Consider the following 25,691-nt stretch of genomic DNA (forward strand, 5'->3'; position numbering starts at 1 on the left):
GAGTGAACAATGGCCGATGCGCGGATGAATCCCGAAGCGCCCCCGATGCCCGATCATGTCGAAACCCATGCCAAGGACTACACTGCACCCGATTGGTGGGTGCGAGGTGTAAAACTCGATGTCGACCTCGATCCTACAGCCACAAGGGTGCGCGCGATCCTCGCGGTCGAGCGCAACGGATCGCACGACCGGCCGCTGCGGCTGGCGGGGGACGGGCTGACGCTCGACGCGCTTCGCGTCGACGGCGAAACGGCGCCCTTCACCTTTCAGAAGGAGGAACTGGTCGTCGAGCTTTCGGGCGAGGCTCATGAGGTCGAAACCGAGGTCACCATCGATCCCAGTGCCAACAGCCAGCTGATGGGCCTTTATGCATCGGGCGGGCTGCTGTGCACCCAGTGCGAGGCGGAAGGGTTTCGCCGCATCACCTACCACCCCGACCGGCCCGACGTGCTGTCGACCTACGAGGTCACGATGCACGCCGACAAGGCCGCCTATCCGATCCTGCTCGCCAACGGCAACGAGGTCGAGACGGGCGAGCATGACGATGGGCGGCACTGGGCGCGATGGGAAGATCCCTTCCCCAAGCCGTCCTATCTGTTCGCGATGGTCGCGGGCGACCTGTCGGCCAACCATTCGACCTTCACGACCATGTCGGGGCGCACCGTCGATCTCAATATCTGGGTCCGCGAGAAGGACCTGCCCCGCACCGGGCACGCGGTCCAGGCACTGAAAGACGCGATGAAGTGGGACGAGGAGACCTACGGACGCGAATACGACCTCGACCTGTTCAACATCGTCGCGGTCGACGATTTCAACTTCGGCGCGATGGAGAACAAGGGCCTCAATATCTTCAATTCGCGTTACGTGCTGGCCGATCCCGATACCGCGACCGACATGGATTACGACAATATCGCGGGCGTCGTGGCGCACGAATATTTCCACAACTGGTCGGGCAATCGCGTCACATGCCGCGACTGGTTCCAGCTATCCCTGAAGGAAGGTTTCACCGTCTTCCGCGACCAGTGCTTCAGCCAGGATCACAATGACGAGGCCGTGAAGCGGATAGAAGACGTCCGGCTTCTGCGCGCGATCCAGTTCCCCGAGGATTCGGGCCCGCTGGCGCATCCGGTGCGGCCCGACAGCTATATCGAGATCGCTAATTTTTACACCGCGACGATCTACAACAAGGGCGCCGAACTTATCCGGATGATGCGCACCATCCTGGGGGAAGACGCCTTTCGCAAGGGCAGCGATCTCTATTTCGAACGCCACGACGGCGAAGCCGCCACCTGCGAGGATTTCGTCACCGCGATGGAGGAGGCGAGCGGGGAGGATCTGAGCCAGTTCCGCCGCTGGTACAGCCAGGCGGGAACGCCGACGGTCCGCGCGCATCTCGATTACGATGGCAAGGGCGAGACGCTGTCGCTCCGGTTGCAGCAGGACATTCCCGACACGCCCGGACAGTCGAACAAGAAGCCGATGGCGATCCCCATCAAGATGGCGATGCTCGACGAACATACGGGCCGCGAACTCAATGGCGGCGAGCGGACCGTGATGCTGACCGAGGCAGAGCAGGTGGTGACGTTCGAAGACCGGGATGCGGTGCGACCCATCCTGTCGCTCAACCGCGATTTTTCCGCACCGATCATCCTCGAGACCGACCGGACCGACGAGGAACTGGCCGCGTTGGCCCGCGTCGACGGCAATGCGTTCGCCCGCTACGAGGCGATCCAGGAGTTGGCGCTGCGCGCGCTTATCCCGGCGATCGGCGGCGACCGCGACCTCGACCCGCAGCCGATCATCGACGCTTTCGCAGCCACGATCGACGACGAGCGGCTCGACCCCGCTTTCACGGCGGAAGCGCTCCAGCTGCCCACCGAGACTAACATCGGCGAGAAGCTGACCCGCATCGACCCCGACAAGGTTCACGGCGAACGCGGTGCGCTCAAGAAGGCTATCGGCAAGGCGCTGGCCGAAAAATTCGCGGGACTGCGCGCGGGCGACCCCCCGGCGGGCGATGATCTTTCGGTCGCCGCCAAGGGAGGCCGGGCGCTCCGCAACGTAGCCTTGTCCTATCTGGCAGCAGGCGATCCGGACCGCGGGGCGCGCGAGGCCAAGGCGCAATATGACGGCGCGCGGAACATGACCGAACGGCAGGGAGCGCTCGCGGTCCTCGCCAACCTCGACGCGCCCGAGCGCGAGGCGGCATTCGACGATTTCTACGATCGGTACGAGGACAACAGCCTCGTGATCGACAAATGGTTCGGGCTGCTGGCGCGGGCGGAACGGGACAGCGGGATCGAGGATGTCGAGGCGCTACGCGCGCATCCAGCCTTCACCTTGTCCAACCCCAACCGGCTGCGCGCACTGGTCGGCAATTTCACTGCCAACCAATGGGTGTTCCACCATGCGTCCGGGCGGGGCTACGCCTTTCTGGCCGACATGGTGATCGAGGCCGACAAGCTCAATCCGCAGGTCGCGGCGCGGCTGGTCCCGCCGCTCGGCCGGTGGCGGCGGTTCGTGCCGGATCGTGCCGATCAGATGAAGGCGGCGCTGGAACGGGTGGCGGCGGCGGAGAGCCTGTCGAAGGACGTCTACGAACAGGTTTCCAAGTCGCTGGGCTAGACGCTCAGCCGGCGATCCAGTTCGCGACCTCGATGGCGACGCGGTTGGCGGCGGTGTTGAGCGCGGGGGTCACGTCGGCGGCGTAGCCGATCGCGGGCTCGCGCGCTTCGAACCGGCGGGTGGAGACCACGCCGTCGCGCTCCCACAGCGCCTCGTAGCCGACGACGACTTCCTGCCGGTCGACGTCGAAGCCGAAGCGATAGAGCGTGCCCGTGACGCGCAGCGCCGGGACCGCACCCGCCTGCCGCGGATCGACGACGAGCAGGTTGGTCGAGCGATAGGTCGTCTCGCTGACGAGCTGCTGGAACAGGTTGGCGGACTGGTCGACGAGCCAGAGATCCTGAATGTAGGCGACCGCGGTACCGCCCCGGATGGCAGCGACGCGATTGGTCGCGAGCGCTTCGGCCACCAGCGGAACGGCGAAGGAAACGGCTTCGCTGCGCGTGAGGTTGGCGGCGGGTTCGGGCGTGGTCGGCGACAACGTGACGAGCTGTTCGGGAACCTCGCCGCCGCCCGTCAGGCTCGACAGGCTGCACGAGGCCAGCAGGAAGGCGGACATCGCCGCCACAATCATACGCATGGTCATCATTCGCCTCCTGCGGGCTCGTAATCGGGCAATTGCTTGGGTCCGAGGGCGCCGCCGATCCCGTCATTGTCGAGACGGGTCGAGAAGCCCTCGAGGCTGTCGGACAGGGTGCGCAGATCGGCGATCAGCTTGTCGGCCTCGGGGACCGTGCTTTCGCTGAATTGGCGAAGGCCGGGGCGCGCGTCCTGGATCGCGCCGTCGAGCGTTTCGGTGGCGCTGCGCAGCGCGGAAATCGAGGTCTGCAATTCGGCGAAGGCGGGAGCCGCATTCTCCTTGAGGATGCCGTCGGTCGTTTCGGCGACCGCGCCCCACCGCTCGGCCGCCACGCCCGCCTGCCGCGCCGCGATGCTGGCATCGGTGATGGCATCGGCAAGGTCGGGCGCGCGATCGGACAGGGTCTGGGTCGCGCCCTCGATGTTCTCGAGAATGTCGGAGATGGAATTCTGGTTCTCGTCCGACAGGAGTTCGGACAGGCGCTCGGTCAGCCGCTGGATCCGATCGATGAGTTCGGGGGCCGAGTTGAGAACGCTGTCGAGAACGCTCTGCGAGGAACGGATGACGGGACAACCCTGCGGTCCGACGTCGGTGACGGGCGGCGCGCCGGTGGTGGCGCCCTGCAACTGGATTTCGGAGATGCCGGTGAAGCCGACGCCCGCGATCTGCGCCTCGGTACCCTGGAGCACGGGCGCGTCGGCATCGACGGTCACGCGGACCCAGACGAACTCGGGGCGGTCGGGGAGAAGGTTGATCGATTCCACCTCGCCCACCGGAACGCCCGCGAAGCTGACGTTGGAGCCGCGGGTGAGGCCGCTGACGTCGCCGGGGAAGTAGATGTCGAAGCATTTCTTCGCGCTCGCCGACAGACCGGCGACCCAGACGGTGAAGACGAGCAGTCCCGCGAGAAGGGCGAGGACGATCGCGCCGACGAGAATATGGTTGGAACGGGTTTCCATGATCGCTTTCTATTCGGCGGCTTTGGGCATGGCCGCGCGGCCGCGGGGTCCGGAGAAATATTCCTGGATCCAGGGATGGTCCAGCGCGGTCAGTTCGGAAATGGTTCCTACCGCGATCACATGTTTGTCGGCAATCACCGCCACACGGTCGCAGATCGCGTGCAGCGTGTCGAGATCGTGGGTAATGAGAAAGACGGTGAGATCGAGCTTCTTGGCGAGGCTGAGGATGAGTTCGTCGAACTTGGCCGCGCCGATGGGATCGAGCCCCGCGGTCGGCTCGTCGAGGAACAGCAGTTCGGGGTCCATCGCCAGCGCCCGCGCGAGCGCGGCACGCTTGCGCATCCCGCCCGACAGCTCGCTCGGATACTTGGGCCCGGCCTCGCGACCCAGCCCGCTCATCGCGATCTTGTAGCCCGCGATTTCGTCGAGCAGCGGCGCCTTGATGAAAGGGAAATATTCGCGGATCGGGACCTGCACGTTCTCGGCGACGGTCAGCGTCGAGAAGAGCGCGCCGTTCTGGAACAGGATGCCCCAGCGGCGGCGGATGTTCTTGGCCTCGTCGTCGCTGCGGTCGATCATGTTCTCGCCGAGCACGGTGATTTCGCCCGCGGCGGGGGTCTGGAGGCCGATGATCGAGCGCATCAGCACGCTCTTGCCCGCGCCCGACCCGCCGACCACGCCGATGATCTCGCCGCGGCAGACGGTGAGGTCGAGGTCCTCGTGGACGACCTGGTCGCCGAATTCGTTGCGCAGGCCGCGCACTTCGATGATGGGCTGGCAATCGTCCATCACACCCATCCGATCGAGCTGAAGAATACCGCGAACACCGCATCGAGAACGATGACGAGGAAGATCGACTGGACCACCGCGTAGGTGGTGCGGATGCCGACGTCCTCGCTGTTCCCCTTCACCTGCATCCCCTGGTAACAACCCGACAGCGCGATGAGGAACCCGAAGATCGGCGCTTTGATTAGACCGACCCACAGGTCGGTGATCGGAGTCACTTCCTGCAACCGCTGGATGAAGGTGGCGGGGGGCGTCTCGAGCGCGATCCAGACGAATAGGCCGCCGCCCACCAGGCTCATCACCATGGCGAAGAAGGCGAGCAGCGGCATCATGATGGTGGCGGCGAGAACGCGCGGAATGACCAGCGCCTCGATCGGCGAGACACCGATGGTGCGCATGGCGTCGACTTCCTCGGTGATCTTCATGGTGCCGAGCTGGGCGGCGAAGGCGCTGCCCGAGCGGCCCGCGACCATGATCGCGGTCATCAGCGTTCCCAGTTCGCGCAAGGTCAGACGGCCGATCAGGTTGATCGTATAGACCTCCGCCCCGAACTGGCGCAGCTGCACCGCGCCCTGCTGGCCGATGACGATGCCGATGAGGAAGCTCATCAGTCCCACGATGCCGAGTGCCCGGACCCCGACGAGGTCGAACCGCTGGACGACCGCATTGAGGCGGAAGCGCTTGGGATGACGGAAGATGCTGGCGAACCCCATCAGGGTGGCGCCGAAGAAACCGACGAGGCCGAGCATGGTGCGCCAGAATTCGTGCGCGTAGAGGCCGATTTCCTCCACCACCTGAAGCGGTCCGCCGCGCTTGTCGGGGGTGACCTGTACTTCCTGATCGGCGTCCTCGACCTGCTCGAGCAGTTCCTTCACAAAGGGCGGGACGTTGACGAGCGTGGCACCGCGTTCGCGCCGCGTACGATAAAGAAGCCACGTCCCGACCGTGTCGGCCGCGGTGATCTCGGACAGGTCGATGGTCAGCGGGTCGGGCGCGGCCTTGATGTCGCGTTCGAGCCCGCCGACGCGCGCAATCGACAGCGTACCCGTAGGGCGCAGCGTGTTTTCGGCATCGGGAGCAGTTGTCGTGGTCGCCATAGATGTCCCGATAGTGGAAGATCGCCGTGCACGCGGCAAGCGGGAATGCGCGGTTCGCCTTGTGCCTCGTGAACGTGCGGCTTACGCCTGATCCTCCATGAGCGGCCATTCTCCAGCGACCGACGACCGTCCCGCCCTGTTCGTACCGCTGGGCGAGAGCGCGCAGGCGCCCTTCGGGCTCGATCCCCGGATGCGCGCCTATCGCGTCGCGGCGATGGCCGGACTGGACCCCGGAACGGTGGAAAGCCTGCGCGAGGACGGAGGGCGCGGCGTCGTCATCCAGGACATGGGGCATGTCGTGTCGCCCGGATGGCTCGATTATATCGCGGCGCATCCCGGGCACCTGCTGGTGCGCGAGGGGCGTCCCGTGCTGGCGCACGCCCGTCGCCCCGCCGAACGGCTGGAAGCGGAGCGGCTGTTTTCCAGCGAGGCGGTGGTGAAGGCGGAAGTGTTCACGGTCATCGACTGCGAGGAAACGGACCTGGTCGCCGTCGATCAGCGGCACCGCCCGTTCGTCGCGCTGCTCGACGAGGACAGCGACCTGACCGAGATCGAACGCGCGCTTTACGATGCGGCGACCCCGCGGGTCAGCGATGCGGTGACGCTGGCGCTGTTGCGGCTGCCCGGGTTCGAGATCGCGCGGGCGGCGGCGCGCGCGGGGCTGACCGCCAATCGCATCACCGCGATCGGAGCGATCCTCAGCGTGCTCGCCTTCGTGGCGTTCTGGCAGGCGGCGTTCGGCATCGGGCTCGTGCTGGCGCTGGCCTACATGCTGGCCGACACGGTCGATGGGAAGCTCGCCAAGGTGACGGGCACGTCGAGCCTGTTGGGGCGGCGGCTGGACCGGATCCTGGGGCTGGCGCATCCGCCGTTCTGGTACATCGGGTGGATGCACGGGGTGCAACTGGGAGAGCGGTCGCTGGAGACGGTCTATGCCGGGTTTCTGACGCTCGCCATCCTGACCGCCTTCGCGCTGGTCCGCGGGATCGAAGCGCTGTTCGAGGCGCGGCACGGTTTCCCGCTGTCGCTGTGGCGGCGGTTCGACAGTCTCTTCCGCCTGATCGCGGCGCGGCGCAACATCAACATCCTGCTGCTGGGCGCGAGCCTCGTCGTCATGCGGCCCGAATGGGGCATCCAATGGGTGGCGTTCTGGAGCATCGTGACGGTGCTGGTCTATGGGGTGCGGCTGTCGGTGGCGCGGGGGCGGTTGCTGCGGCGCATCCGCCCGACGAGCTGGCTTGCCGAGCACGGAGCGGAAGGAGAGACGCGATGAAACGCGACCTGGCGATCTACGACATGGACCAGACGATCACGCGGGTGCCGACCTATACCCCGTTCCTCATCCACGTCGCGTCGCGTCGCAGCCCGTGGCGCCTCGTTTTCCTGCCGCTGGTGGGGGCGAGCCTGCTGGCTTACGGGCTGAAGCTGGTCGACCGGGCGCGCCTGAAGGAAATCAATCACCGGCTGCTGATCGGGCATACGGTGTCGACGGGATCGCTGTCGCCCTATCTCGACAGTTTCGCCGAACGGGTGATGCGGTCGAACCTTCGCCCCGGTGCGCGCGAGGCGATCGAGGCCGACCGCGCCGAGGGGCGGATGCTGGTCATGGCGACGGCGAGCTATCGCTTCTATTCGCGGCGCATCGGCGAGCGGCTGGGCTTCGACCATGTCATCGGCACCGATCATGTCGAGGGTGCCGACGGGGCGGTCTGTGCGGTGATCGCGGGCGAGAATTGCTACGCCGCCGCCAAGCGGCAGATGGTCGATGCGTGGATCGAGGAAGCAGGGATCGTGCCCGGTCACCTGCGCTTCTATTCGGACCATCATTCCGACGGGCCGATGTTCGACCTCGCCGACGAGCCCGTCGCGGTGAATCCCGACGAGAAGCTCGCGGCGATGGCACGCGCCAACGGGTGGCGCGTGGAAGACTGGGGCTAGACCGCTTCCAGCGCGTTGGCGAAGTCTGCGATGAGGTCGTCGGCCTTTTCGATCCCAATCGAGATGCGGACGAGATTGTCGCTGATCTTGAGCTGGTGCCGGCGCGTTTCGGGCACCGACAGATGGGTCATCGCGGCCGGTGCGCTGGCGAGGGTCTCGGTGCCGCCGAGGCTGACCGCCAGCTTGGCGATCTTCAGGGCGTCGAGGAAGGCGAAGGCCTCCTTCTCGCCGCCTTTCAGATAGAGCGAGAAGGTCGATCCGGCGCCGAGGCCGTGGCGGTCGTAGATGTCGCGCTGACGGCTGCCTTCCTCAAGGAAGCCGAGGTAGCCGACGCTCTCGACCTTCGGATGATCGCGCAGGAATTCGCAGACGGCCTTGGCGTTCTCGCCGGCGCGGGTCATGCGCACCTCGACCGTTTCGAGGCTGCGCAGCAGCATCCAGGCGGTGTTGGCGTCGCAGATGCCGCCCAACGTGTTGCGCATCGGGCGCACGACGTCGATCAGCGCCTGCTTGCCCGTGATGGCCCCCGCGATGAGGTCCGAATGGCCGCCGACATATTTGGTCAGGCTGTAGATGGTGAGGTCCGCGCCATGCCGTTGCGGCGCCGACCAGATGGGGCCAAGGAAGGTATTGTCGATCGCGATCGGCGGCAGCTCGTCCTCGCCATAAGCGGCGCGGCGGGCGGCATCGACCGCCTGCACGTCGACGAGCGCGTTGGTCGGATTGGCGGGGCTTTCGAGATAGATGAGCGCGACCTTGCCGCCCTTTTCCTCGGCCATTTCCTGCGCCTTGGCGAGATGCGCGTCGATTTCCTCGCGCGTCGCGCTGGCCGGAAAATCGAGATGCTGCACGCCGAACTGCGGCAGGATCTTCATGATCACGCTTTCGGTCGCGGCGTAGAGCGGGCTCGACATCAGGATGACGTCGTTGGGACGACAGGTCGCCAGCATGAGCATCGCGATGGCGGTCATCCCGCTCGAGAAGACTAAAGCGTCGTCGCTATCTTCCCACAGGGCGAGGCGATCCTCGAGGATTTCCTGGTTGGGATTGTTGAAGCGCGAATAGACGAGGCCTTCCATGCCGCCGCCCGGACGCTTGCCGGTGATGCCTTCGAAGAAATGCTTTCCCTCCGACGCCTTGTCGAAGACGAAGGTGGAAGTGTGAAAGATCGGGGCCTTGAGGCTCTGTTCGGACAGCGAGGGATTGTAGCCGTAGCCCATCATCAGCGTGGCGGGGTCGAGCTTGTGGTCGCCGATCTTGCGGTCTTTCACGGGGCATTCTCCTGATTAGTTGGCGCCCGCTTAGCCTTCCCGCGTCGCCATGCCAATCATGCTGTAGAAGCGAAGGTCCGTGCTGGTGCCCTCATGCGTGGCGCGGCGATAGCTGGGCCAGCGGGACGAGGCATAGGTGTCCTCGCCCGACAGCCAGATGCGCCCAACGCCCGCCGCCTTCAGCCGTGCGGCGACATAGCCCGGAAGGTCGAAATGCGGGCGGCCCGCGGCGCCGTCGCGAAAGAAAGCGGCGTTGGCGGGACCTTCGTCGATGAACGGTTCGGGGAAGTCGGGGCCGACCTCGTAATTCTTCTGCGCGATGCAGGGGCCGACGGCGGCGACGATCCGGTCTGCTTGCGCGCCGAGCGAGAGCATCGCGCCAATGCAGGCGTCGGTGACCCCGCCGATCGCACCGCGCCAGCCCGCATGCGCCGCGCCGACCACCCCCGCCTCGCGATCGGCGAGAAGGACGGGCGCGCAGTCGGCGGTGACGATGGCGAGGAGCAGGCCGGGGATCGCGGTCGCCATCGCGTCGGCTTCCGGCCGCGAGTCCTCGTCGAAGGGCGCATCGACGACGAGCGCGGTGGCAGAATGAACCTGCTTCAGCCGGGCGACGCGCGCCTCCGGAGCGAGCACCGAGGCGGCCGCGCCCATGCCCACGCCATCCTCGAAGAAGCCGTGCGGAAGATCGCCGAGCGGCGGCGCGGTCAGCGTCTCGCTCAACCGCCCAGCCCCGCCGGGACGGGCCAGCCGCGGTGATGCACGGCCATGACCTTGAACAGGTTGCCCATTCCCTCGTCCGACGCGAGCCTGCGTCGCTGGCCCGCGATGTCGTGCGCCCGGTCGGGGTTCTGTCCCGCCAGCGCCTGCGCGCGCGGGCCGAGGCCGAGCGTCTCGAGCCAGTTGCCCTGCGTGATGGCACGGGTCGCGCGGGCGCCCGCGTCCTGCGCCGCGGCGCGAAGGGCGGCGAAATCGACATGGGCGGTCAGGTCGGCGGCGCCCGGATGGGCGAGCGGATCGACCCGTTCGTGGCGCTTGACCGCCTGCAACGTGTCGCCCTGCTCCCCCGCCAGGTAGCCATAGTCGATCACCAGCAGCACGCCGCCATGTTCGGCGAGGTGGGCCGAGATCTTCGCCATGATCTTCGCGGCGACGCGCGATTCCTCGCGCGTGACTGGCCCGTCCGGCACGAAGCGCAGCGTGTCGCCATCCAGCGCGACCGTCCGCTCCGCTTCGTCGACCCACTGGCCGACGGGCAAGGCGTCGAAGAATTCGTTGGCGACGATCATCAGCGGGCGTTCGGGCAGGCCGTCCACATCGTCGTGCCAGGTCGCCGTCGGGTGGCGCCGTTCCTGCTCGGCGCGGAGCGTGGGGCTGGTCTCGACGAAATGGCGTTCGCCCTTGAACCCCACGCCCATCAACAGTCGCAGAGCGTCGGTCGCCAGTGTTCCGCGACCCGGTCCGAGCTCGCAATAAGCGGCGTTGGCGGGCGACCCCGCACGGATGAAGATGTCCGCGAGGCAGGCGCCGACCATCTCGCCGAACATCTGGCTGATTTCGGGGGCCGTCGTGAAGTCGCCGCCCCGCCCCAGCGGATCGCGGCTGGCGTAATAATGCGCGTTCGACGCGGCCATGTAGTCGTGCACGCCGATCGGGCCATCGGCCCTAATCCGCGCCCGAAGATCGTCGGCGAAACTCACGCCACGCTTTGCGTGCCGAAGGTGGGTTCGACGCGCACCCGCCGCCTCTTCGCGGTGGCCATGAGATAGGCGCCGCCGAGGATCATCGGCAGGCTGAGCCACTGACCCATCTGCAGCCCGCTCGCCAGCGCGAAGTCGGTGAGGTGGCTGTCGGGTTCGCGAACATATTCGATGAGGAAACGGAAGGCGCCGTAACCGAGGATGAAGGCCCCCACGAGCATGCCGGGATAGTAGCGCGCCTTGGTTTTCCAGAACATCCACGCGAGGATGAGAAAGAGAACAAGCCCTTCGAGCGCGGCCTCGTAAAGCTGGCTCGGATGGCGCGGCGGTCCGAGGACGGCGACCCCGCCGACATTCTCGACGAAGCGGATCGCCCAGGGCACGGTCGTGACGCCGCCCCACAATTCGCCGTTGACGAAATTGGCGAGCCTTCCCAGCCCCAGCCCGATCGGGACGCAGCAGGCGATATAATCGTGGACGCGCAGCCAGTTGAGCTTGTGCTTCCAGCTGTAGATGATGATCGCGAGGCTGACCCCGATCACCCCGCCGTGGAAGCTCATCCCCCCGTCGCGCAGGTTCAGGATCCCGAAGGGCGGTGGCAGGTCGACCCCGAACATGGTCGTCCCGTTGGTGAGGTAGAAGGGCAGGTTGTAGAAGATCACGTAGCCCAGGCGACCGCCGAGGATCACGCCGATCGCGGCCCAGAAGACGAGATCGTCGACGTGCCGCCGCGCCATCGGGGCGCCCGGCTGTTTGGTCAGCTTGAGCACGTACCAATAGCCGAGGAAAATCCCCGCGATATAGGCGATGCTGTACCATTTGAGATCGTAGAAGCCGAAGCTCAGGGCCGTGTCGGACAGGCCCAGATCGGGGAAGGCCGTGTAATTCTCGGCGTCGATCGGTTCGGGCGCCACTCCGGTGGATGCTGGGGGCGCGGGAAGTGCGGTCATACGGGCTTTCCTTGTACTTCCCCGCCTCATAGGGTGATGGGCGACAAAGGCAAAGGAGAGTTGAATGCCCAGTGCGTTGGATCAGGCGTATGAGAAAGTTCTCGAGGCGGCGAGCGGCCCGGGCGGGCGGCTGGTGCTGGGCGAGAATGCCGACGGGCGCACGATCGTCTCCAACTTTCCGCCGACGCTGCCGATGATGTTCATGATGTTCGCGCAACTGTACGGCCCCAACCCCTACATCATCACCGACGACGAGCAGCTGACCTACGAAGAGCTCAACGCGCTCACCGATCGGCTTGCCAAGGCACTGGTCGGGCGGGGTCTCGCAAAGGGCGACCGGGTCGCGATCGCGATGCGCAACTGTCCGAGCTGGATCGTCGGATATATGGCCGCGCTCAAGGCCGGCGGGGTCGCGACGCTGATCAACGGCTGGTGGCAGGGCGAGGAATTGCGCCACGCGATGAAGTTGACCGCTCCCGCGATGGTGCTGGCCGACGGAGCGCGCGCCAAGCTCGTCGAAGGGCTCGGCATCGACACCGATCTCGTCACCCTCGACATCCGCAAACCGGTCGAGCAGGCCTATGCCGCACTGCTCGACAAGGCGGACGAGGGAATCGAACTGCCCGCCGTCACCCCCGAGGACGATGCCACGATCCTGTTCACCTCGGGATCGACCGGCAAGGCCAAGGGCGCGATCTCGACCCATCACCGGGTCTGCCAGGCGACCTATACCTACGTGACCTCGCTGATGGTGCTGCGCGGCGTGCTCGAAAGTCAGGGCAATCCGGTGCCAGAACAGATGCGCGCACTCGTCAGCGTTCCCTTGTTCCACGTCACGGGCGAGGTGCCGGTGATGCTGACCAGCTATGTCATCGACCGCGCACTGGTGCTGATGCACAAGTGGGACGCGGAGATGGCGCTGCGCATGATCCAGGATCACAAGGTCACCGTATTCACGGGCGTGCCGACGATGGCGCTGGAACTGATGAACCACGAGAAGAAGGACGACTACGACCTGTCCAGCCTCAGCGACATCAATTCGGGCGGAGCGGCGCGACCCGCCTCCCACCTCAAGCGGCAGGACGAGGATCTGCCCGGCACGCGGTCGATCCAGGGCTATGGGCTGACCGAGACCAATGCGGTGGGCTGCGGCAATTTCTGGCAGAACTATCGCGACAAGCCGACCAGCGTGGGGCGCCCGCAGGAGCCGTTCGTGGAGATCGCGATCTTCGACGATCATGGCGAACAGGTGCCGCAAGGCCGCACCGGCGAGATCGGGCTGCGAGCGGCGGCCAACATCAAGGGCTACTGGAACGATCCCGAAGCGACCGAGGCCGGGTTCATCGACGGCTACTTCCGCACCGGCGACATCGGCTATCTCGACGACGAGGGCTATCTGTTCATCGTCGACCGGATGAAGAACATCATCATCCGCGGCGGCGAGAATATCGCCGCGGCGGAAGTTGAAGAGGCGCTCTACGCCCACCCCGCCGTCGCCGAGTGCATGGTGATGGCGAAGAAGGACGAACGGCTGGGCGAAGTGCCGATCGCGATCGTATGGTGCGAGGACGATTGTGGGTCGGACGTGCTGCGCGAGCATCTCAAGACCAAGCTCGCGCGCTTCAAGGTGCCCGACGAGATCATCATGGCCGACGCCCCGTTGCCGCGGCTGGGGACCGGCAAGATCGACCGCATGGCACTCGCCAAGCAATATGGCGACTAGGCGCGGCTGACGCGTCGATGGGGGCAAGGGCGTGAGGATCGACCGGCGCGGGCTGCTGATCGGCGGCGGGGTCGGCATCGGCCTGCTGGTCGCGTGGCAGCTGTGGCCGGACGACGAGGCGGCGCTGCCCATCCCCGAAGGCGGGCGCGCGATCGGCGGGCTGCTGACGCTGGCGCCGGACGGCGCGATCACGCTGCACAGTCCGCAGGTCGAGACCGGCCAGGGCATCTGGACCGGTCTGGCGATGCTGGTCGCCGACGAGATGGGGGCGCGGATCGACGATATCGCGGTCCAGCCGCTCCCGGCGGGCGGCGGGTTCGTCAATCCGGTGATCGAGGATGCCTTCGGCACGGCGCTGCGGATGACGGGGGCGGCGACATCGACCCGTGGCTTTGCGCTCGACGTGCGCCGCGCGGCCGCCACGATACGCTCGCTGCTGATTGCGGAGGCAGAGGACCGTACCGGAGTGACCGCGCGCGAACTGCGGATTGCCGACGGGGCTGTCACCGCGGGGCCGCGGGCGCTGTCGTTCGGGGAATTGGCGGGCGAGGCGGCGGGCCGCAGGGCGCCGATGCGCGCGGATCTTCGCCGTTGGGGGGAGGCGGGGGTCGTGGGAAGCCGCGCGCCGCGCGTCGACCTGCCCGCCAAGATGCGCGGAAGCTGGCGTTTCGCGAGCGACGTGCGGCTGCCGGAGATGCTGCACGCCGCGGTGCGGATGCCGCCATCGGGCGGACGGGTCACCGGGCTCGACCGGGCGCGGGCGACCGGGGCGCCGGGCGTGGTCGAACTGATCGAGGAGGAGGATTACGTCGCCGTCGTGGGCGAGACCGGATGGGCGGCCGAGCGGGCGCTGACCGCCGCGCGGGTACGCTTCACGGTCCCGCCGACCGACGATGCGCGGATCGCCGCCGCGATCGACCAGGCGATGACCGACGACAACTGGCGCAGCACCCTCGACATCGGCGATGCGGTCGATGCGATCGAGGCGGCGGCCGCGCCCCTCGCTGCGCGCTACGAGATCGCTCCGCTGGCGTCGCGAAGCCTGGAGGCGTCCGCCGCGAGCGCGCGGATGCGCGGGGATGGCGGGATCGACATCTGGGCCGCGACGCAGGCCCCCGACGCCACGCGCGCGGCGGTGGCCGAAGCGATCGGCGTGTCGGCGGGTGCGGTGCGGCTCGTCCCGATGGGGACGGCGGGCGATACCGGACAGGCGCTGGAATGCGACATCGCGCCCATCGCGGCGCGGTTGGCGCAGCGACTGGGGCGTCCGGTGCAGGCAGTCATGTCGCACCGGCAGGGGGTCGCGGCGGGTCCCGTACGGCCGCCATTGTCGGCACTGGCGGAGGCGCGCGTATCGGGGGGAAGGATCGGCGCGATCCGATTGCGCTATGCCGGCATGCCGGGGCTCGGCGCGAGCCTTGCACGGCTCGGCGGCGGGAAGGCCCGGATGACACTGGGGCAAGCCGCGTTGCCCTACGCGATCCCCGATCAGCGCGTCGACGTTGCCGAGGCGGACGTGGCGTTGCGCACCGGCTATTATCGCGGCGGCGATCCGGCGCTGCATCTGTTCGTGGTCGAAAGCCTGATCGACGAGGCGGTGCGCTTCGCCAATGCCGAGCCGCTCTCCTTCCGCATCGGGATGCTGGCGAGCGATCTCAGAATGGCGACGCTGCTGCGGCGCGGGGCCGACCTGATCGGTTGGGACGGCGGCGGGGCGGGCAGCCGGATGGGTCTGGCCTGCGGGCGGATCGACGGCAGCCGCATCGCCTGTTTCGCCGAAGCGCAACTGGACGGCGTGCGCATCCGCGTCGATCGGCTGGTGGCGGCGGTCGACTGCGGCGCGGCGGTCAGTCCGGGTTTGATCGAACAGCAGGTGACCGGCGGATTGATCGCGGGGTTGGCGGACGCGCTGCTGCCCGCTCCGCGCATCACGCAGTCGATGGTTTTCGCCGCGCGACCCGAGGCGGCCGCGCTCGCCAACCTGCCGCAGGTCGAGGTGGTGGTCGTGCCGTCCGACCAGCCACCCGGCGGCGTCAGCTCGCTGGGGCCGGCGATCATCGCGCCCGCGGTGGCCAATGCGCTGGCCGCGGACCAAGGTCCACGCTTGCGCCGGTTGCCGCTGTCCCTAGAGGATGGTCGCGATGGATAGACCCGCCGATCACCCGACCTTTCCCCCGCCGCGCGTCGGCGTCCTGCTCGTCAACCTGGGGACGCCCGACGCCGCGGAGACGGGCGCGGTGCGGCGCTATCTCAAGCAGTTCCTGTCGGATCGGCGCGTCATCGAGATTCCGGCTATCGCGTGGCAGCCGATCCTGCGCGGCATCATCCTCAACACCCGTCCCGCCAAGAGTGCCGCCGCCTATCGCGAGGTGTGGACCGAGGACGGCTCCCCGCTCGCCGCGATCACCCGGCGGCAGGCGGAACAGCTCGCGCCGCGGCTGGGAGACGAGGTCGTGGTCGACTGGGCGATGCGCTACGGCAATCCGTCGGTGGGCGATGCGCTCGACCGGCTGTGGGAGGCCGGCGCGCGGCGCATCCTGTTCGCGCCGATGTATCCCCAATATTGCGCCGCGACGACCGCCAGCAGCATGGATGCGCTGTCCGACTGGCTGGGCGATCGGCGCTGGCAGCCGGCGGTGCGGAGCCTGCCGCCCTATTACGACGACCCCATCCACCTCGACGCGCTGGCGGCCGACCTGTCGGCGCAGCTCAAGTCGCTCGACTTTGCGCCGCAGCGCCTGCTGCTCAGCTTTCACGGGATGCCGCAGCGCACGCTGGAGAAGGGCGATCCCTATCATTGCCATTGCCAGAAGACCGCGCGGCTGTTGGGGGAGCGGCTCGACGTTGCGACCGACATCGCGTTCCAGTCGCGGTTCGGGCCCGCGCAATGGCTCACCCCCGCCACCGACGATACGCTGAAGGCCTATCCCGAACAGGGTGTGACCAAGATCGCGATCGCGGCCCCCGGTTTCTCGGCCGACTGCCTCGAAACGATCGAAGAACTCGGCATTCGCGGGAAAGAGGATTTCATGGCGGCGGGCGGGGAACGGTTCGCGCGGCTCGACTGTCTAAACGACAGGAAGGTCGGCATGGACATGATCGAGGCGCTCATCCGTCGCGAGCTGTCCGGATGGGCCCAACTGTCAGGGAGAGAGACACAATGAACGAACAACGAACGGCCATCGTGACCGGCGGAACGCGCGGAATCGGCGAGGCGATCAGCCTGCATCTGAAGGAAATGGGGATGAACGTCGCCGCGACCTATGCAGGCAACGACGACGCCGCCCGGGACTTCACCGAACGCACGGGGATCAAGGCGTACAAGTTCGATGTCGCCGATTTCCAGCAGTGCCAGGACGCGGTGTCGAAGATCGAGCAGGAGCTCGGCACCGTCGACGTGCTGGTCAACAACGCCGGGATCACCCGCGACGCGACCATGAAGAAGCAGTCGCGCAACCAGTGGCAGGAAGTGATCGACACCAACCTCGGCGGCTGTTTCAATATGGCCAAGTCGGTGTTCGAAGGCATGGCCGAGCGCGGCTATGGACGGATCGTCAACATCGGCTCGATCAACGGGCAGGCAGGCCAGTACGGACAGGTCAACTATGCCGCCGCCAAGTCGGGGATCCACGGCTTCACCAAGGCACTGGCGCAGGAAGGCGCGCGGAACGGGGTCACGGTCAACGCGATCGCGCCCGGATATATCGATACCGACATGGTCGCCGCAGTGCCCGACAACGTGCTCGAGAAGATCGTCGCGCGGATCCCGGTGAACCGGCTCGGCAAGGCGTCGGAAATCGCGCGCGGAGTCGGGTTCCTCGTCGGCGAGGATGCGGGCTTCATCACCGGATCGACGCTGAGCATCAACGGCGGCCAGCACATGTACTGATGGGCTTTGCGCCCGATCCGCCCGCCAAGCGGTCCGTGACCATTGGCGGGCACGAAACCTCGATCACGCTGGAGCCCTTGTTCTGGGAGGCGCTGAAGGTCGCCGCGCGCGAGCGCGACCTGCCGGTCAACGCGCTGGTGGCGCAGATCGATCTCACGCGTTTCGACGCGATGGGTGCGGCACGGTGCGGGCTGGCGAGCGCGATCCGCCAATGGTTGATGGTCGAGGGGCCGATCGCCCGAAGCGACTAGCGTAGCTGGTCGAGAACGGCCTCGCGGAAGGCCGCGCCCTTGTCGGGCGCGTGGCGAAGGAACAGCTCGGGCTCGATCAGCTCCAGCTCCATCAGCAGCGGTCCGTCATCGGTCATCACGACATCGATGCGCGCATAGGCGGGCGGGGCGGGCGAGAAGGCGAGTGCGGCTTCGGCCAGCGCCCTGGCCTCGGCGGGCGGGTCGATCGCCTCGTCGGTGCCGCCGAATTCCGGCTGCACCCGGAAATCGCCGTCCTTCGCCCGCTTGATCGCCGCGTGGCTGTAGGTACCGCCGAAATAGAGAAGGGCCAGTTCGCCGCGGTGGATGTCGGGAAGGAAGGGCTGGACGATGAGGCGCTTGTCCGCCACGTCGCCGGGAAGGGGATCCCCCGCGCTCAACGCATAGGTGCCGAAGCCCGAGGCCGAGAGCCGGGGTTTGACGACCAGCCGATCCGTGCCGAAGCGGGTCGCCGCGCGCGACAGCAAGTCGCTCTCTCCCGGTTCGCTCTCGATCGTCGGGACGACGGCAACGCCCTCGCCCGCCAGCTGGGTCAGATAGCCCTTGTCGGTGTTCCAGCGCAGGATCGCGGGATCGTTGACGCACGGCACCTTACGAAAGGCGATGCGGTCGAGAAGGTCGAACCAGCGCCCGGGATCGAGGTGATAGCCCCAGGCGATGAGCGGCAGGACCGCGTCGACGCCGCGCAGGAAGGCATCGTCCGCCTGATGCCAGCGGCACTCGACCGTTTCGTGCCCCGCCTCTTCGAAGATGGCGCGCTGGCGCTTGAGCTCCTCGACGAAGAACTCCGATTCCCAGCGCGAGGGCGTAAGGATGGCGAGGCGCATGCGGTCGCTAGCGGGCGAGCAGGATGCGCGCCTGGTTGGCGAGTTGCGCCAGCATCGGTACCGACACGCCGCCTCCCTGCTGCGCGCGTTCGACCAGCCGGTTGAACTGCGCGAGACGGGGCTTGTTGCGTTCGATCCACCGTTCGATCTTCACGTCCAGCTCGGTATCGCCGCGCTTCAGTCGCGACAGGAAGTCGATGCGCAACTGTTCGAAATCGCGCGCGAGGCCCGAGACCAAAAGTCGTTCCCAATTGTCGGCGGGGACGTAGCGGGAAAGCTGCTGCTGCGCCCAGTCCAGCCCCATCGCTTCGCCGAGCCGGGTGTACGCGGCGGTCAGTTCGAGGATGTCGGTGTCCTTGCGCTGCGCGAGCGCCGACAGGCCGAACACGCCGTCGACTTCGTAGAGGCGGATGAGATCGTCGATCACGTCCTTGTCGGCGCCCATTTCGGTGAGGCGTTCGCGGCGTGCCTGCGCCTCGGTGCGGACCTCCGCCCGGATCAGACGCTCGGTCGCCTTGGAGACTTCGCGATAGCCGGGGCCAAACAGTTCGATCAGTGCCGAGACGCTCGTTTCCGAGCCCGCCGAACGGAGAATGTCCGAAAGGTGGTTGCGAATCGACTTGGCGGATGCGGCGAACAGCTCGATCCGCGTCGCCTCGTCGACGTCGGCTTCCTCGATCTTGGCCCACAGGTCCTGAAGGCCGAGGAGGTTTTCCGCGACGAGAAACGCGACCGCGACCTGGCCGAGCGCCACGCCCTCCTCCTCGGTCATGTCGAGCGCGACCGAGGGGCCGAGCCGGTTGACGAGGCGATTGGCGACCTTGGTGGCGATGATCTCGTTCTCGAGGCGGTGTTGCGAGACGGCTTCCTTATGCTGTTCGATCATCGCTTCGGGGAAGGCGCCGAACAGCTCGTGCTCCATCATCGGATCTTCACACAGGTTCAGTTTCTCGGCCGCTTCCTGGAGCGCCATCTTGGACATCGACAGGACGACCGCCAGTTCGGGGCGGGTCATGCCCTGATTGTCGAGACCGCGCCGCAGCAGAGCTTCGGATGCGGCGATGCCTTCGACCCGGCGATCGAGGCGGCCGGCGGTCTCGAGAATCTCGATCGTCCGCACGAAACCCGGCAGCCCCGCCGCGCCGCGCGCTTCGGCGACCGACAGGGCAAGCGCCTGGAGCCGGTTGTCCTCGAGCACGAGCTCGGCGACTTCCTCGGTCATCGATTCCAGAAGCGCGTTGCGCTCTTCCAGCTCGAGCCGTCCCTCGCGCATCTCGCGGTTGAGCGGAATCTTGATGTTGACCTCGTTGTCCGAGCAATCGACGCCCGCCGAATTGTCGATGAAGTCAGTGTTGATCCGCCCACCCAGAAGCGCGAATTCGATGCGCGCTTCCTGCGTGATGCCGAGATTGGCGCCCTCGCCCACGGCCTTCACCTGAAGCTCGTTCGCATCGACGCGCAGATTGTCGTTGGTGGGATCGCCGACGTCCGAATGGGACTGGGTCGAGGCCTTCGCGTAGGTGCCGATGCCGCCGAACCAGAGGAGGTCGGCCGGCGCCTTAAGGATCGCGGACATGACGCGCGAGGGCGCGATGTCGCCTTCCTCCTCGATCCCGAGCGCGGCGCGCGCCTCGTCGGTCAGCTGGATCGCCTTCTGCGCGCGAGACACGATCATGCCGCCCTTCGAAAGCCGCTTCTGGTCATAGTCCTGCCAGCTCGATCGCGGCAGGTCGAAGAGGCGCTTGCGCTCCTTCCAGCTCTTCGCGGGATCGGGATCGGGGTCGATGAAGATATCGCGGTGGTCGAAGGCGGCGATCAGCCGCAGCTTCTTCGACAACAGCATGCCGTTGCCGAACACGTCGCCCGACATGTCGCCGACACCGACCACGTCGATGCTCTCGTTCTGGACGTCGACGCCCATTTCGAGGAAGTGGCGCTGCACGCATACCCAGGCGCCGCGGGCGGTGATGCCCATCGCCTTGTGATCGTAGCCGTTCGAGCCGCCCGACGCGAAGGCGTCGCCGAGCCAGAAGCCGCGTTCGAGCGCAATCGCGTTGGCGACGTCGCTGAACGCAGCGGTGCCCTTGTCGGCGGCGACCACGAAATAGGGATCCTCGCCGTCGCGGATGACGACGCCATCGGGATGCACGACCTCGTCCTCGACGATGTTGTCGGTCACCGAGAGAAGCGAGCGGATGAAGATGCGATAGGCCTCGGTGCCCTCCGCCAGCCATGCTTCGCGGTCGCTGGGCGGCGGGAGTTGCTTGGCGAAGAAGCCGCCCTTCGCGCCGGTCGGCACGATGACGGCGTTCTTGACCAGCTGCGCCTTGACGAGGCCGAGCACCTCGGTGCGGAAATCGTCGCGCCGGTCGGACCAGCGCAGGCCCCCGCGCGCGACCGGACCGCCACGAAGGTGGATGCCCTCGATCCGCGGCGAATAGACCCAGATTTCGCGCCACGGCACGGGCCGGGGCAGGCCCGGAATCTGCCCGCTGTCGAACTTGAAGGCGAGCGCCTCGTCCTCCTGCAGCGCGAAGGCGTTGGTGCGCTGGCAGGCGACCACGATCGCGCGGAACAGGCGCAGGATGCGGTCGTCGTCGATGCCCTGCACCTTGGCGAGCGCGAGGTCGAAGTCGGACAACGCCTCCTCATATTCCGCCTCGCGATCCTTGCCGCGCGCAGGGTCGTGCGCGGCGCAGAAGGCGTCGATCAGCGCGGTCGTCGCCTCGGGCGCTTCCTGCAACGTCTCCACCACGGTGACGAGGCCGAAGGCGACGCCGATCTGGCGAAGGTAGCGGAACCAGGCGCGCAGCCAGACGACCGACGCGGGGCTCAATCCCGCGAGCAGGACGAGGCTGTTGAACCCGTCGTTTTCCGCCAGTCCGGCAATGACGTCAGCGATGGCGCATTCGACCGTGTCGGCGCGCGCCATGATCTCCTCGACATCAGTGCCGTCGGGCAGTTCGAGATGGAAGTCGTGGATCTGACCGAGCGCACCGTCGGCGAGCCCGGTGGGAATTTCCTCGAGAACGCGGAAACCGAAATCCTCGAGCACGGGGACGGCGTCGGACAGCGGAATGATGCCCTTGCGCCGATAGGTCTTCAACCGGACGTCGTTGGGCCCATCGCCCTCGAGGCGATAGAGGCGCACGTCGCGCTGGTCGCGAGCTTCGTCGAGGCTGCTCAGCCGCTTGATATCGAGCGCGCCCTCGCGCGGCGAGGTTCGCACGCGATAGGATTCGGGCATCGCCGACAGATAGGTCAGCGCCAGCCGCGTCGCGCGGCCAGGCCCGACGAGATCGATGAGTTCGCTTTCCACGGCCGGGGCCCAGCCGCGCACCATCGCCACCAGTGCCTCGTCGAGCGCGCCCACGTCGGGCAACGGCATCGAGGGATCGGTCGCCATCGTATAGCGCAGCAGCGCCAGTTCGCCGTCGCCGAGTTCGACCGACCAGCTGGAGATGGGCGAGCCGACCTCATCCTCCAGCATCATGGCGATCGCCTGTCGGCGCGCCGTCGACAGTTCGTCGCGCGGTAGCCAGACGAAGGCGTATAGGTGACGCTGGAGTGCGCCCTTCAGGACCACGAGCGTCGGGCGCGGGCGGTCGGCCAGGCTCATCGCGGTGAGCGCGGCTTCCTGAACCTCTTCTTCCTCGAAACTGATGACGAGATCGTGCGGGAGGGTGGAGATGGCGTGGGTCAGCGCCTTGCCGCCGTGACTGGCGGGCGAGAAACCGAGTTGTTTGTCGAGCGCGGCGAGGCGCTGGCGAAGGATCGGCACTTGGTCGGCGGGGGCGCGCAGCGCGGCGCTGGTCCACAGCCCGCAATGCATGCTGAGGTGATCGTCGCGGCGCACCATGATGACGTCCAGCGGCACACGGCGATGGACCGGCGACACCCGGTCCGCCTTCATGATGAGATAGGTGCGCCCGCCGTCGGTCAGCGATTCGATCGCGGCCTTCACGACGCTGTTGTCCCAAAGGTCGATGCCGGTGCGCAGGATGCCGAGTCCCTCGGTGCGTTTGCCGTCCGCGGACACCAGGGCGTGGCCGAGAAGCGTGAAATGGTTCTGCCGCAGCCAGTCCATGAAGGCAGCGGCTTCCGGGCGACGTTCGCGCAGCGCCTCGGCGTCGCTTTCCATTTCGGCCAGCATGGCCTTCCAGTCGCTCACGGCGGCGCGGACATGACCCAGGACGTCGGTCAGATGTTCGCACAGTTCGTTCCGCTGGCGCAGGTCGACCCGGTCGAGTTCGATGTAGATGAGCGATTCGGACGGCGCGTCTTCATCGAAGCGCACGAAATTGCCGTCGCCGTCGCGTTCCACGCCAAGGATCGGGTGGAGGAGGCGATAGACGCTCAGCCCCTTGGCGGAGATCGCGCCGGCAACCGAATCGACGAGGAACGGCATGTCGTCGTTGACGAGCGCGAGTTGCATCCGGCGACGCCCTGCCTGACCGCCGAGGCTTTCGAGGACCAGCTTCAGCTCGCCCGGCTTTCGCTTCTTCGCAGCCGCCGCGACGAAGGCGGCGGCCGCCGTCAGATCGTCGCGATCGACGCCTTCCAGATCGCCGGGAAGCGCGCTTGCTTCCAACGCTGTCGCAAGCTGGTCCACACCCGGAACCTCGCCGTTCTTTGCTGCCATCCTCACCTGTCCCTACTCACCTGACGGGCGCGGGCTATAGACCTGCGTCCACAGGGGTCACAAGGGGTAGCGTCGATGGCGCGAGGGTCGGCTAGTCGAGACTTTTCAGGATCGCGCGTTCGAGGAGACGGTCGTCGAGAACCCGCGCGACGGGACTATGCCCCCCGGTCTCGTCACGACGCACAAGGACGAGCGAGAATTCCTCGTTCGCCCCCATCGCACGAAGGTCGATCGCATCGCGCGAGCGAAGGCTGCGCATGGCCTTTTCCAGACGTGGAGAGGGACCGGTCGGCCGCGCTTCCTCGCCTCGCTTGAGGCGCCGTTCCTCGGCGACGAGGCCTTTGAGGCCGCCATCGGCTTCGGACACGAACCGTTCGAAATCGCCGCGTTCGACGCCGTTGCGGTGGCCGTAGTTGAGCGCGCTTGCGAATTCGGTCAGCCGGGTCTTGTCGTAGTCGAGCCCGAAGACGAGCTTGACGATGGGCGTCATGGGCGCGCGTGCCTGCACCGTCAGATCGGCCGCTTCCAGCAGCGCGGCGTAAGCCTCGGGTTCCTCGGCGGCGACGAGGCTAAAATCGTAGGCCTGGCCGAGCGCCTGGTAGAGAGCGGCGCGGCTGCGCCCATCGGCGTCCTTCGACAGCGCCGCGGCCTCGCGCGCGGCCTCAAGCCATTCGGTGAGCGCGGGCGTGAGGTCGGCCGCGGGCTTCTCGTCGGTCTCGTCCGCGGCGGTTTCGTCCGCGAGGGATTCGGGTGCGTCGGTGAACTCGTCGGCAGACTCCGGCGCATCGAGATCGGCCTCGTCGGGCACGAAGGGAACGGCGACCAGTTCGACGGGCGCGGGTTCGGGATCGGGTTCCGGAGCAGCCTCGACGTGGCTCTCTTCAATCGTATCGGGGACGACGTCCTGGATTTCGTCGACAGCGGGCTGGTCCGCCGGTTCCACTTCCTCCGCAAACGGCTCCGGCACGTCGAAAGCGTCTTCGTTCTGCAGTCCCTGAACCTCGGCGGCCTCTTCGACCGGCGTCGCATGATCGGCTGCTTCGACAGCGCCGACCGGTTCGTCGAACCCGTCGTCCTGCGCGCTTGAAAACTCGTCCGGTTCGTCGAACGGCTGAAATTGTTCGCCATCATCCTCGAGCGCATTTCCATCAGCGCCGATGGTGATTCCGCCGAGCGGATCGTGATAGAGCATCTTGCGGAACTTGCCCGAAAGCGCCGCGAAGGGGCCTTGGGCGCGCGACGGTGCTTCCTCGTCGGGTGCATCGACGATGTGTTGCGGCACATCGACGTCGGCAAGTTCGGCGAAAGCCTGCCAATCGGCGGCTCGCTCGTCCTCGCTCGGCTCGACCGGATCGAAAGCGATCACACCGGCCGGTACGGATTCCGGCTCGACGTCGTCGTCGGGCTCGGGCTCGGACACGTCGTCCACGCGGAACGGCGCGGTGTCATCGTCGGAAGTCTCCTCTTCTTCCTCGATCTCCCTATCCGCTTCGTCCGAAACAGGATCGAAGGGAACGACCGTGTCGTCGTGGTCGGGGCCGTCCTCGGCCGCGGCGACGAGCGGCTCGCTCGATTCGGGCAGAGGCGCAGGCGTGTCGAGATCCTCGAACGCTTCCTCGTCCTCCCGGGCGGCCTTTTCGGCGGCGGCGCGATCGGCCGCGCGTTGATCCGGCGTCTTCCAGTTGATCACGGCATAGACGAAGTCGATCGTCTTCCCGTCCGAGCTGAACGGCATGAGGATCCCGCGATAGAGCGGCTGGTCATCGGGCAGGTCGTCCGGGTTGGCGCTTTCGAAGCCGACTGGTGTGCGGGTTTCGATCAGGCGATCGTAGTGCATTGCGACGAGACCGAGCAGCGACTGGGCGGGCACGTCGCTGAGGTGCGTCACCTCCTGGCCAACGTGGCACTGCGCCCGCAGCGCGGCGCCGACGTAGGGCAACGCCGGATCGTCGCGCCCCTTGGAGAAATCGAGCAGCACGCTGTTGGAAGCGAAGGCCTTGAGATCGGTCGGCTTGAGATCGTCGATCGAGGGAAAATCGCGACCCTTCAGAAGCGAGTACCAGAAATTGTAGGCGCGCACCTGCATCCGCCGGTCCTGGACCGCGACCTGGTTGACGTCCTCGAACTGCGACTGGTCTGCATGCATGTTGGTTCGTCCCGCCCTCGTTGGATATTCGCGCTCGACCGTACCGGATCAGCGTTGAAGAAAGGGTTAAGCGGGCAGCAACCGTGCGCCGGTGCCATCGCGTCTTGAACCCGCGCGGCGGGACTGCTAGAGGCGCGCATCCGCTGGTGGTTTAGCGCCATGCGATGCCGCTTTAGCTCAGTTGGTAGAGCACCTCATTCGTAATGAGGGGGTCACAGGTTCGAGTCCTGTAAGCGGCACCACTTTCAAGATTGCCGGAAATACGCTATTTCTTGGCCACCCCACTCAA

General features: G+C 66.8%; 19 protein-coding genes and 1 tRNA gene. 9 read left to right on the plus strand and 11 right to left on the minus strand.

Translation table 11 applies throughout. The annotated features are described in order from the left end of the window. Nucleotides 1-9 precede the first annotated feature (9 nt). On the plus strand, nt 10-2,625 hold the full coding sequence (gene pepN, locus WJT74_RS09425) for an aminopeptidase N (RefSeq protein ID WP_343344083.1): 2,616 nt from the start codon (nt 10-12) through the stop codon (nt 2,623-2,625). Between the two features lie 4 nt (nt 2,626-2,629). Here pepN and WJT74_RS09430 read toward each other — a convergent pair whose 3' ends face one another. The 4 genes from WJT74_RS09430 to WJT74_RS09445 are packed head-to-tail and all read right to left on the minus strand — an operon-like array spanning nt 2,630 to nt 6,047. Continuing rightward, complete coding sequence (locus tag WJT74_RS09430) at nt 2,630-3,211, minus strand: ABC-type transport auxiliary lipoprotein family protein (RefSeq protein WP_343344085.1); 582 nt, start codon at nt 3,209-3,211, stop codon at nt 2,630-2,632. Beyond that, a complete protein-coding gene (locus WJT74_RS09435) occupies nt 3,211-4,164 on the minus strand; it encodes an MlaD family protein (RefSeq protein ID WP_343344086.1) in 954 nt (317 codons plus the stop codon). The genes WJT74_RS09430 and WJT74_RS09435 overlap by 1 nt, the downstream gene beginning before the upstream one ends. 9 nt (nt 4,165-4,173) lie before the next feature. Continuing rightward, nucleotides 4,174-4,953 carry an ABC transporter ATP-binding protein gene (locus WJT74_RS09440; protein WP_343344089.1) on the minus strand — a complete coding sequence of 260 codons (780 nt, stop codon included), beginning with the start codon at nt 4,951-4,953 and terminating at the stop codon, nt 4,174-4,176. Beyond that, nucleotides 4,953-6,047 (minus strand): ABC transporter permease, encoded by a 1,095-nt coding sequence (locus tag WJT74_RS09445; protein ID WP_343344091.1) that lies wholly within the window; start codon nt 6,045-6,047, stop codon nt 4,953-4,955. The genes WJT74_RS09440 and WJT74_RS09445 overlap by 1 nt, the downstream gene beginning before the upstream one ends. Nucleotides 6,048-6,144: 97 nt before the next feature. Here WJT74_RS09445 and WJT74_RS09450 point away from each other — a divergent pair, with 97 nt between their 5' ends. Together WJT74_RS09450 and WJT74_RS09455 are read left to right on the plus strand one after the other, a co-directional pair. Then, entirely contained in the window at nt 6,145-7,320 is a 1,176-nt protein-coding gene (locus tag WJT74_RS09450) for a CDP-alcohol phosphatidyltransferase family protein (protein WP_343344094.1), read from the plus strand. Continuing rightward, the gene (locus WJT74_RS09455; protein ID WP_343344096.1) at nt 7,317-7,985 is read left to right on the plus strand and encodes an HAD family hydrolase; all 669 of its coding nucleotides are present in this window, start codon (nt 7,317-7,319) and stop codon (nt 7,983-7,985) included. The genes WJT74_RS09450 and WJT74_RS09455 overlap by 4 nt, the downstream gene beginning before the upstream one ends. On the opposite strand, the gene WJT74_RS09460 is transcribed toward WJT74_RS09455, so the two are convergent. The 4 genes from WJT74_RS09460 to lgt are packed head-to-tail and all read right to left on the minus strand — an operon-like array spanning nt 7,982 to nt 11,906. Next, the gene (locus WJT74_RS09460; protein ID WP_343344099.1) at nt 7,982-9,256 is read right to left on the minus strand and encodes a cystathionine gamma-synthase family protein; all 1,275 of its coding nucleotides are present in this window, start codon (nt 9,254-9,256) and stop codon (nt 7,982-7,984) included. The two genes, WJT74_RS09455 and WJT74_RS09460, sit on opposite strands and share 4 nt — an antisense overlap. Before the next feature lie 30 nt (nt 9,257-9,286). Further along, entirely contained in the window at nt 9,287-9,979 is a 693-nt protein-coding gene (locus WJT74_RS09465; protein WP_343344101.1) for a polyphenol oxidase family protein, read from the minus strand. Further along, nucleotides 9,976-10,956: a class I SAM-dependent methyltransferase gene (locus tag WJT74_RS09470; protein WP_343344103.1), complete on the minus strand. Its 981-nt coding sequence runs from the start codon at nt 10,954-10,956 to the stop codon at nt 9,976-9,978. The genes WJT74_RS09465 and WJT74_RS09470 overlap by 4 nt, the downstream gene beginning before the upstream one ends. Further along, nucleotides 10,953-11,906, minus strand: a complete 954-nt coding sequence (gene lgt / locus WJT74_RS09475) for a prolipoprotein diacylglyceryl transferase (RefSeq protein WP_343344105.1) — start codon at nt 11,904-11,906, stop codon at nt 10,953-10,955. Before lgt ends, WJT74_RS09470 begins: the two co-directional genes overlap by 4 nt. 64 nt (nt 11,907-11,970) lie before the next feature. Between lgt and WJT74_RS09480 the strand changes: the two genes are divergently transcribed. The 5 genes from WJT74_RS09480 to WJT74_RS09500 are packed head-to-tail and all read left to right on the plus strand — an operon-like array spanning nt 11,971 to nt 17,769. Further along, nucleotides 11,971-13,629 carry a class I adenylate-forming enzyme family protein gene (locus tag WJT74_RS09480; protein WP_343344108.1) on the plus strand — a complete coding sequence of 553 codons (1,659 nt, stop codon included), beginning with the start codon at nt 11,971-11,973 and terminating at the stop codon, nt 13,627-13,629. A gap of 31 nt (nt 13,630-13,660) precedes the next feature. Further along, nucleotides 13,661-15,778 carry a molybdopterin cofactor-binding domain-containing protein gene (locus tag WJT74_RS09485; protein WP_343344110.1) on the plus strand — a complete coding sequence of 706 codons (2,118 nt, stop codon included), beginning with the start codon at nt 13,661-13,663 and terminating at the stop codon, nt 15,776-15,778. Beyond that, a complete protein-coding gene (hemH, locus tag WJT74_RS09490) occupies nt 15,771-16,793 on the plus strand; it encodes a ferrochelatase (RefSeq protein WP_343344113.1) in 1,023 nt (340 codons plus the stop codon). Before WJT74_RS09485 ends, hemH begins: the two co-directional genes overlap by 8 nt. Then, complete coding sequence (gene phbB, locus WJT74_RS09495; protein ID WP_343344116.1) at nt 16,790-17,518, plus strand: acetoacetyl-CoA reductase; 729 nt, start codon at nt 16,790-16,792, stop codon at nt 17,516-17,518. Before hemH ends, phbB begins: the two co-directional genes overlap by 4 nt. Then, nucleotides 17,518-17,769, plus strand: coding sequence for a ribbon-helix-helix domain-containing protein (locus WJT74_RS09500; protein WP_343344119.1), 252 nt, complete (start codon nt 17,518-17,520; stop codon nt 17,767-17,769). The genes phbB and WJT74_RS09500 overlap by 1 nt, the downstream gene beginning before the upstream one ends. Here the strand turns inward: WJT74_RS09500 and WJT74_RS09505 are convergent. The 3 genes from WJT74_RS09505 to WJT74_RS09515 all read right to left on the minus strand — a co-directional run bounded on the left by WJT74_RS09505 (nt 17,766) and on the right by WJT74_RS09515 (nt 25,402). Next, on the minus strand, nt 17,766-18,614 hold the full coding sequence (locus tag WJT74_RS09505; protein WP_343344121.1) for an ATP-grasp domain-containing protein: 849 nt from the start codon (nt 18,612-18,614) through the stop codon (nt 17,766-17,768). The genes WJT74_RS09500 and WJT74_RS09505 overlap by 4 nt on opposite strands. A 7-nt stretch (nt 18,615-18,621) precedes the next feature. After that, nucleotides 18,622-23,256: an NAD-glutamate dehydrogenase gene (locus tag WJT74_RS09510; RefSeq protein ID WP_343344123.1), complete on the minus strand. Its 4,635-nt coding sequence runs from the start codon at nt 23,254-23,256 to the stop codon at nt 18,622-18,624. A gap of 91 nt (nt 23,257-23,347) precedes the next feature. Beyond that, nucleotides 23,348-25,402 (minus strand): hypothetical protein, encoded by a 2,055-nt coding sequence (locus WJT74_RS09515; RefSeq protein ID WP_343344125.1) that lies wholly within the window; start codon nt 25,400-25,402, stop codon nt 23,348-23,350. Nucleotides 25,403-25,568: 166 nt separating this feature from the next. Here WJT74_RS09515 and WJT74_RS09520 point away from each other — a divergent pair. Beyond that, nucleotides 25,569-25,644: transfer RNA gene (locus WJT74_RS09520), tRNA-Thr, on the plus strand. Nucleotides 25,645-25,691: the final 47 nt, after the last annotated feature.

Origin of the sequence: Sphingomicrobium sp. XHP0239 (assembly GCF_039555325.1) — a bacterium.
GTDB classification, from domain to species: Bacteria; Pseudomonadota; Alphaproteobacteria; order Sphingomonadales; family Sphingomonadaceae; genus Sphingomicrobium; species Sphingomicrobium maritimum.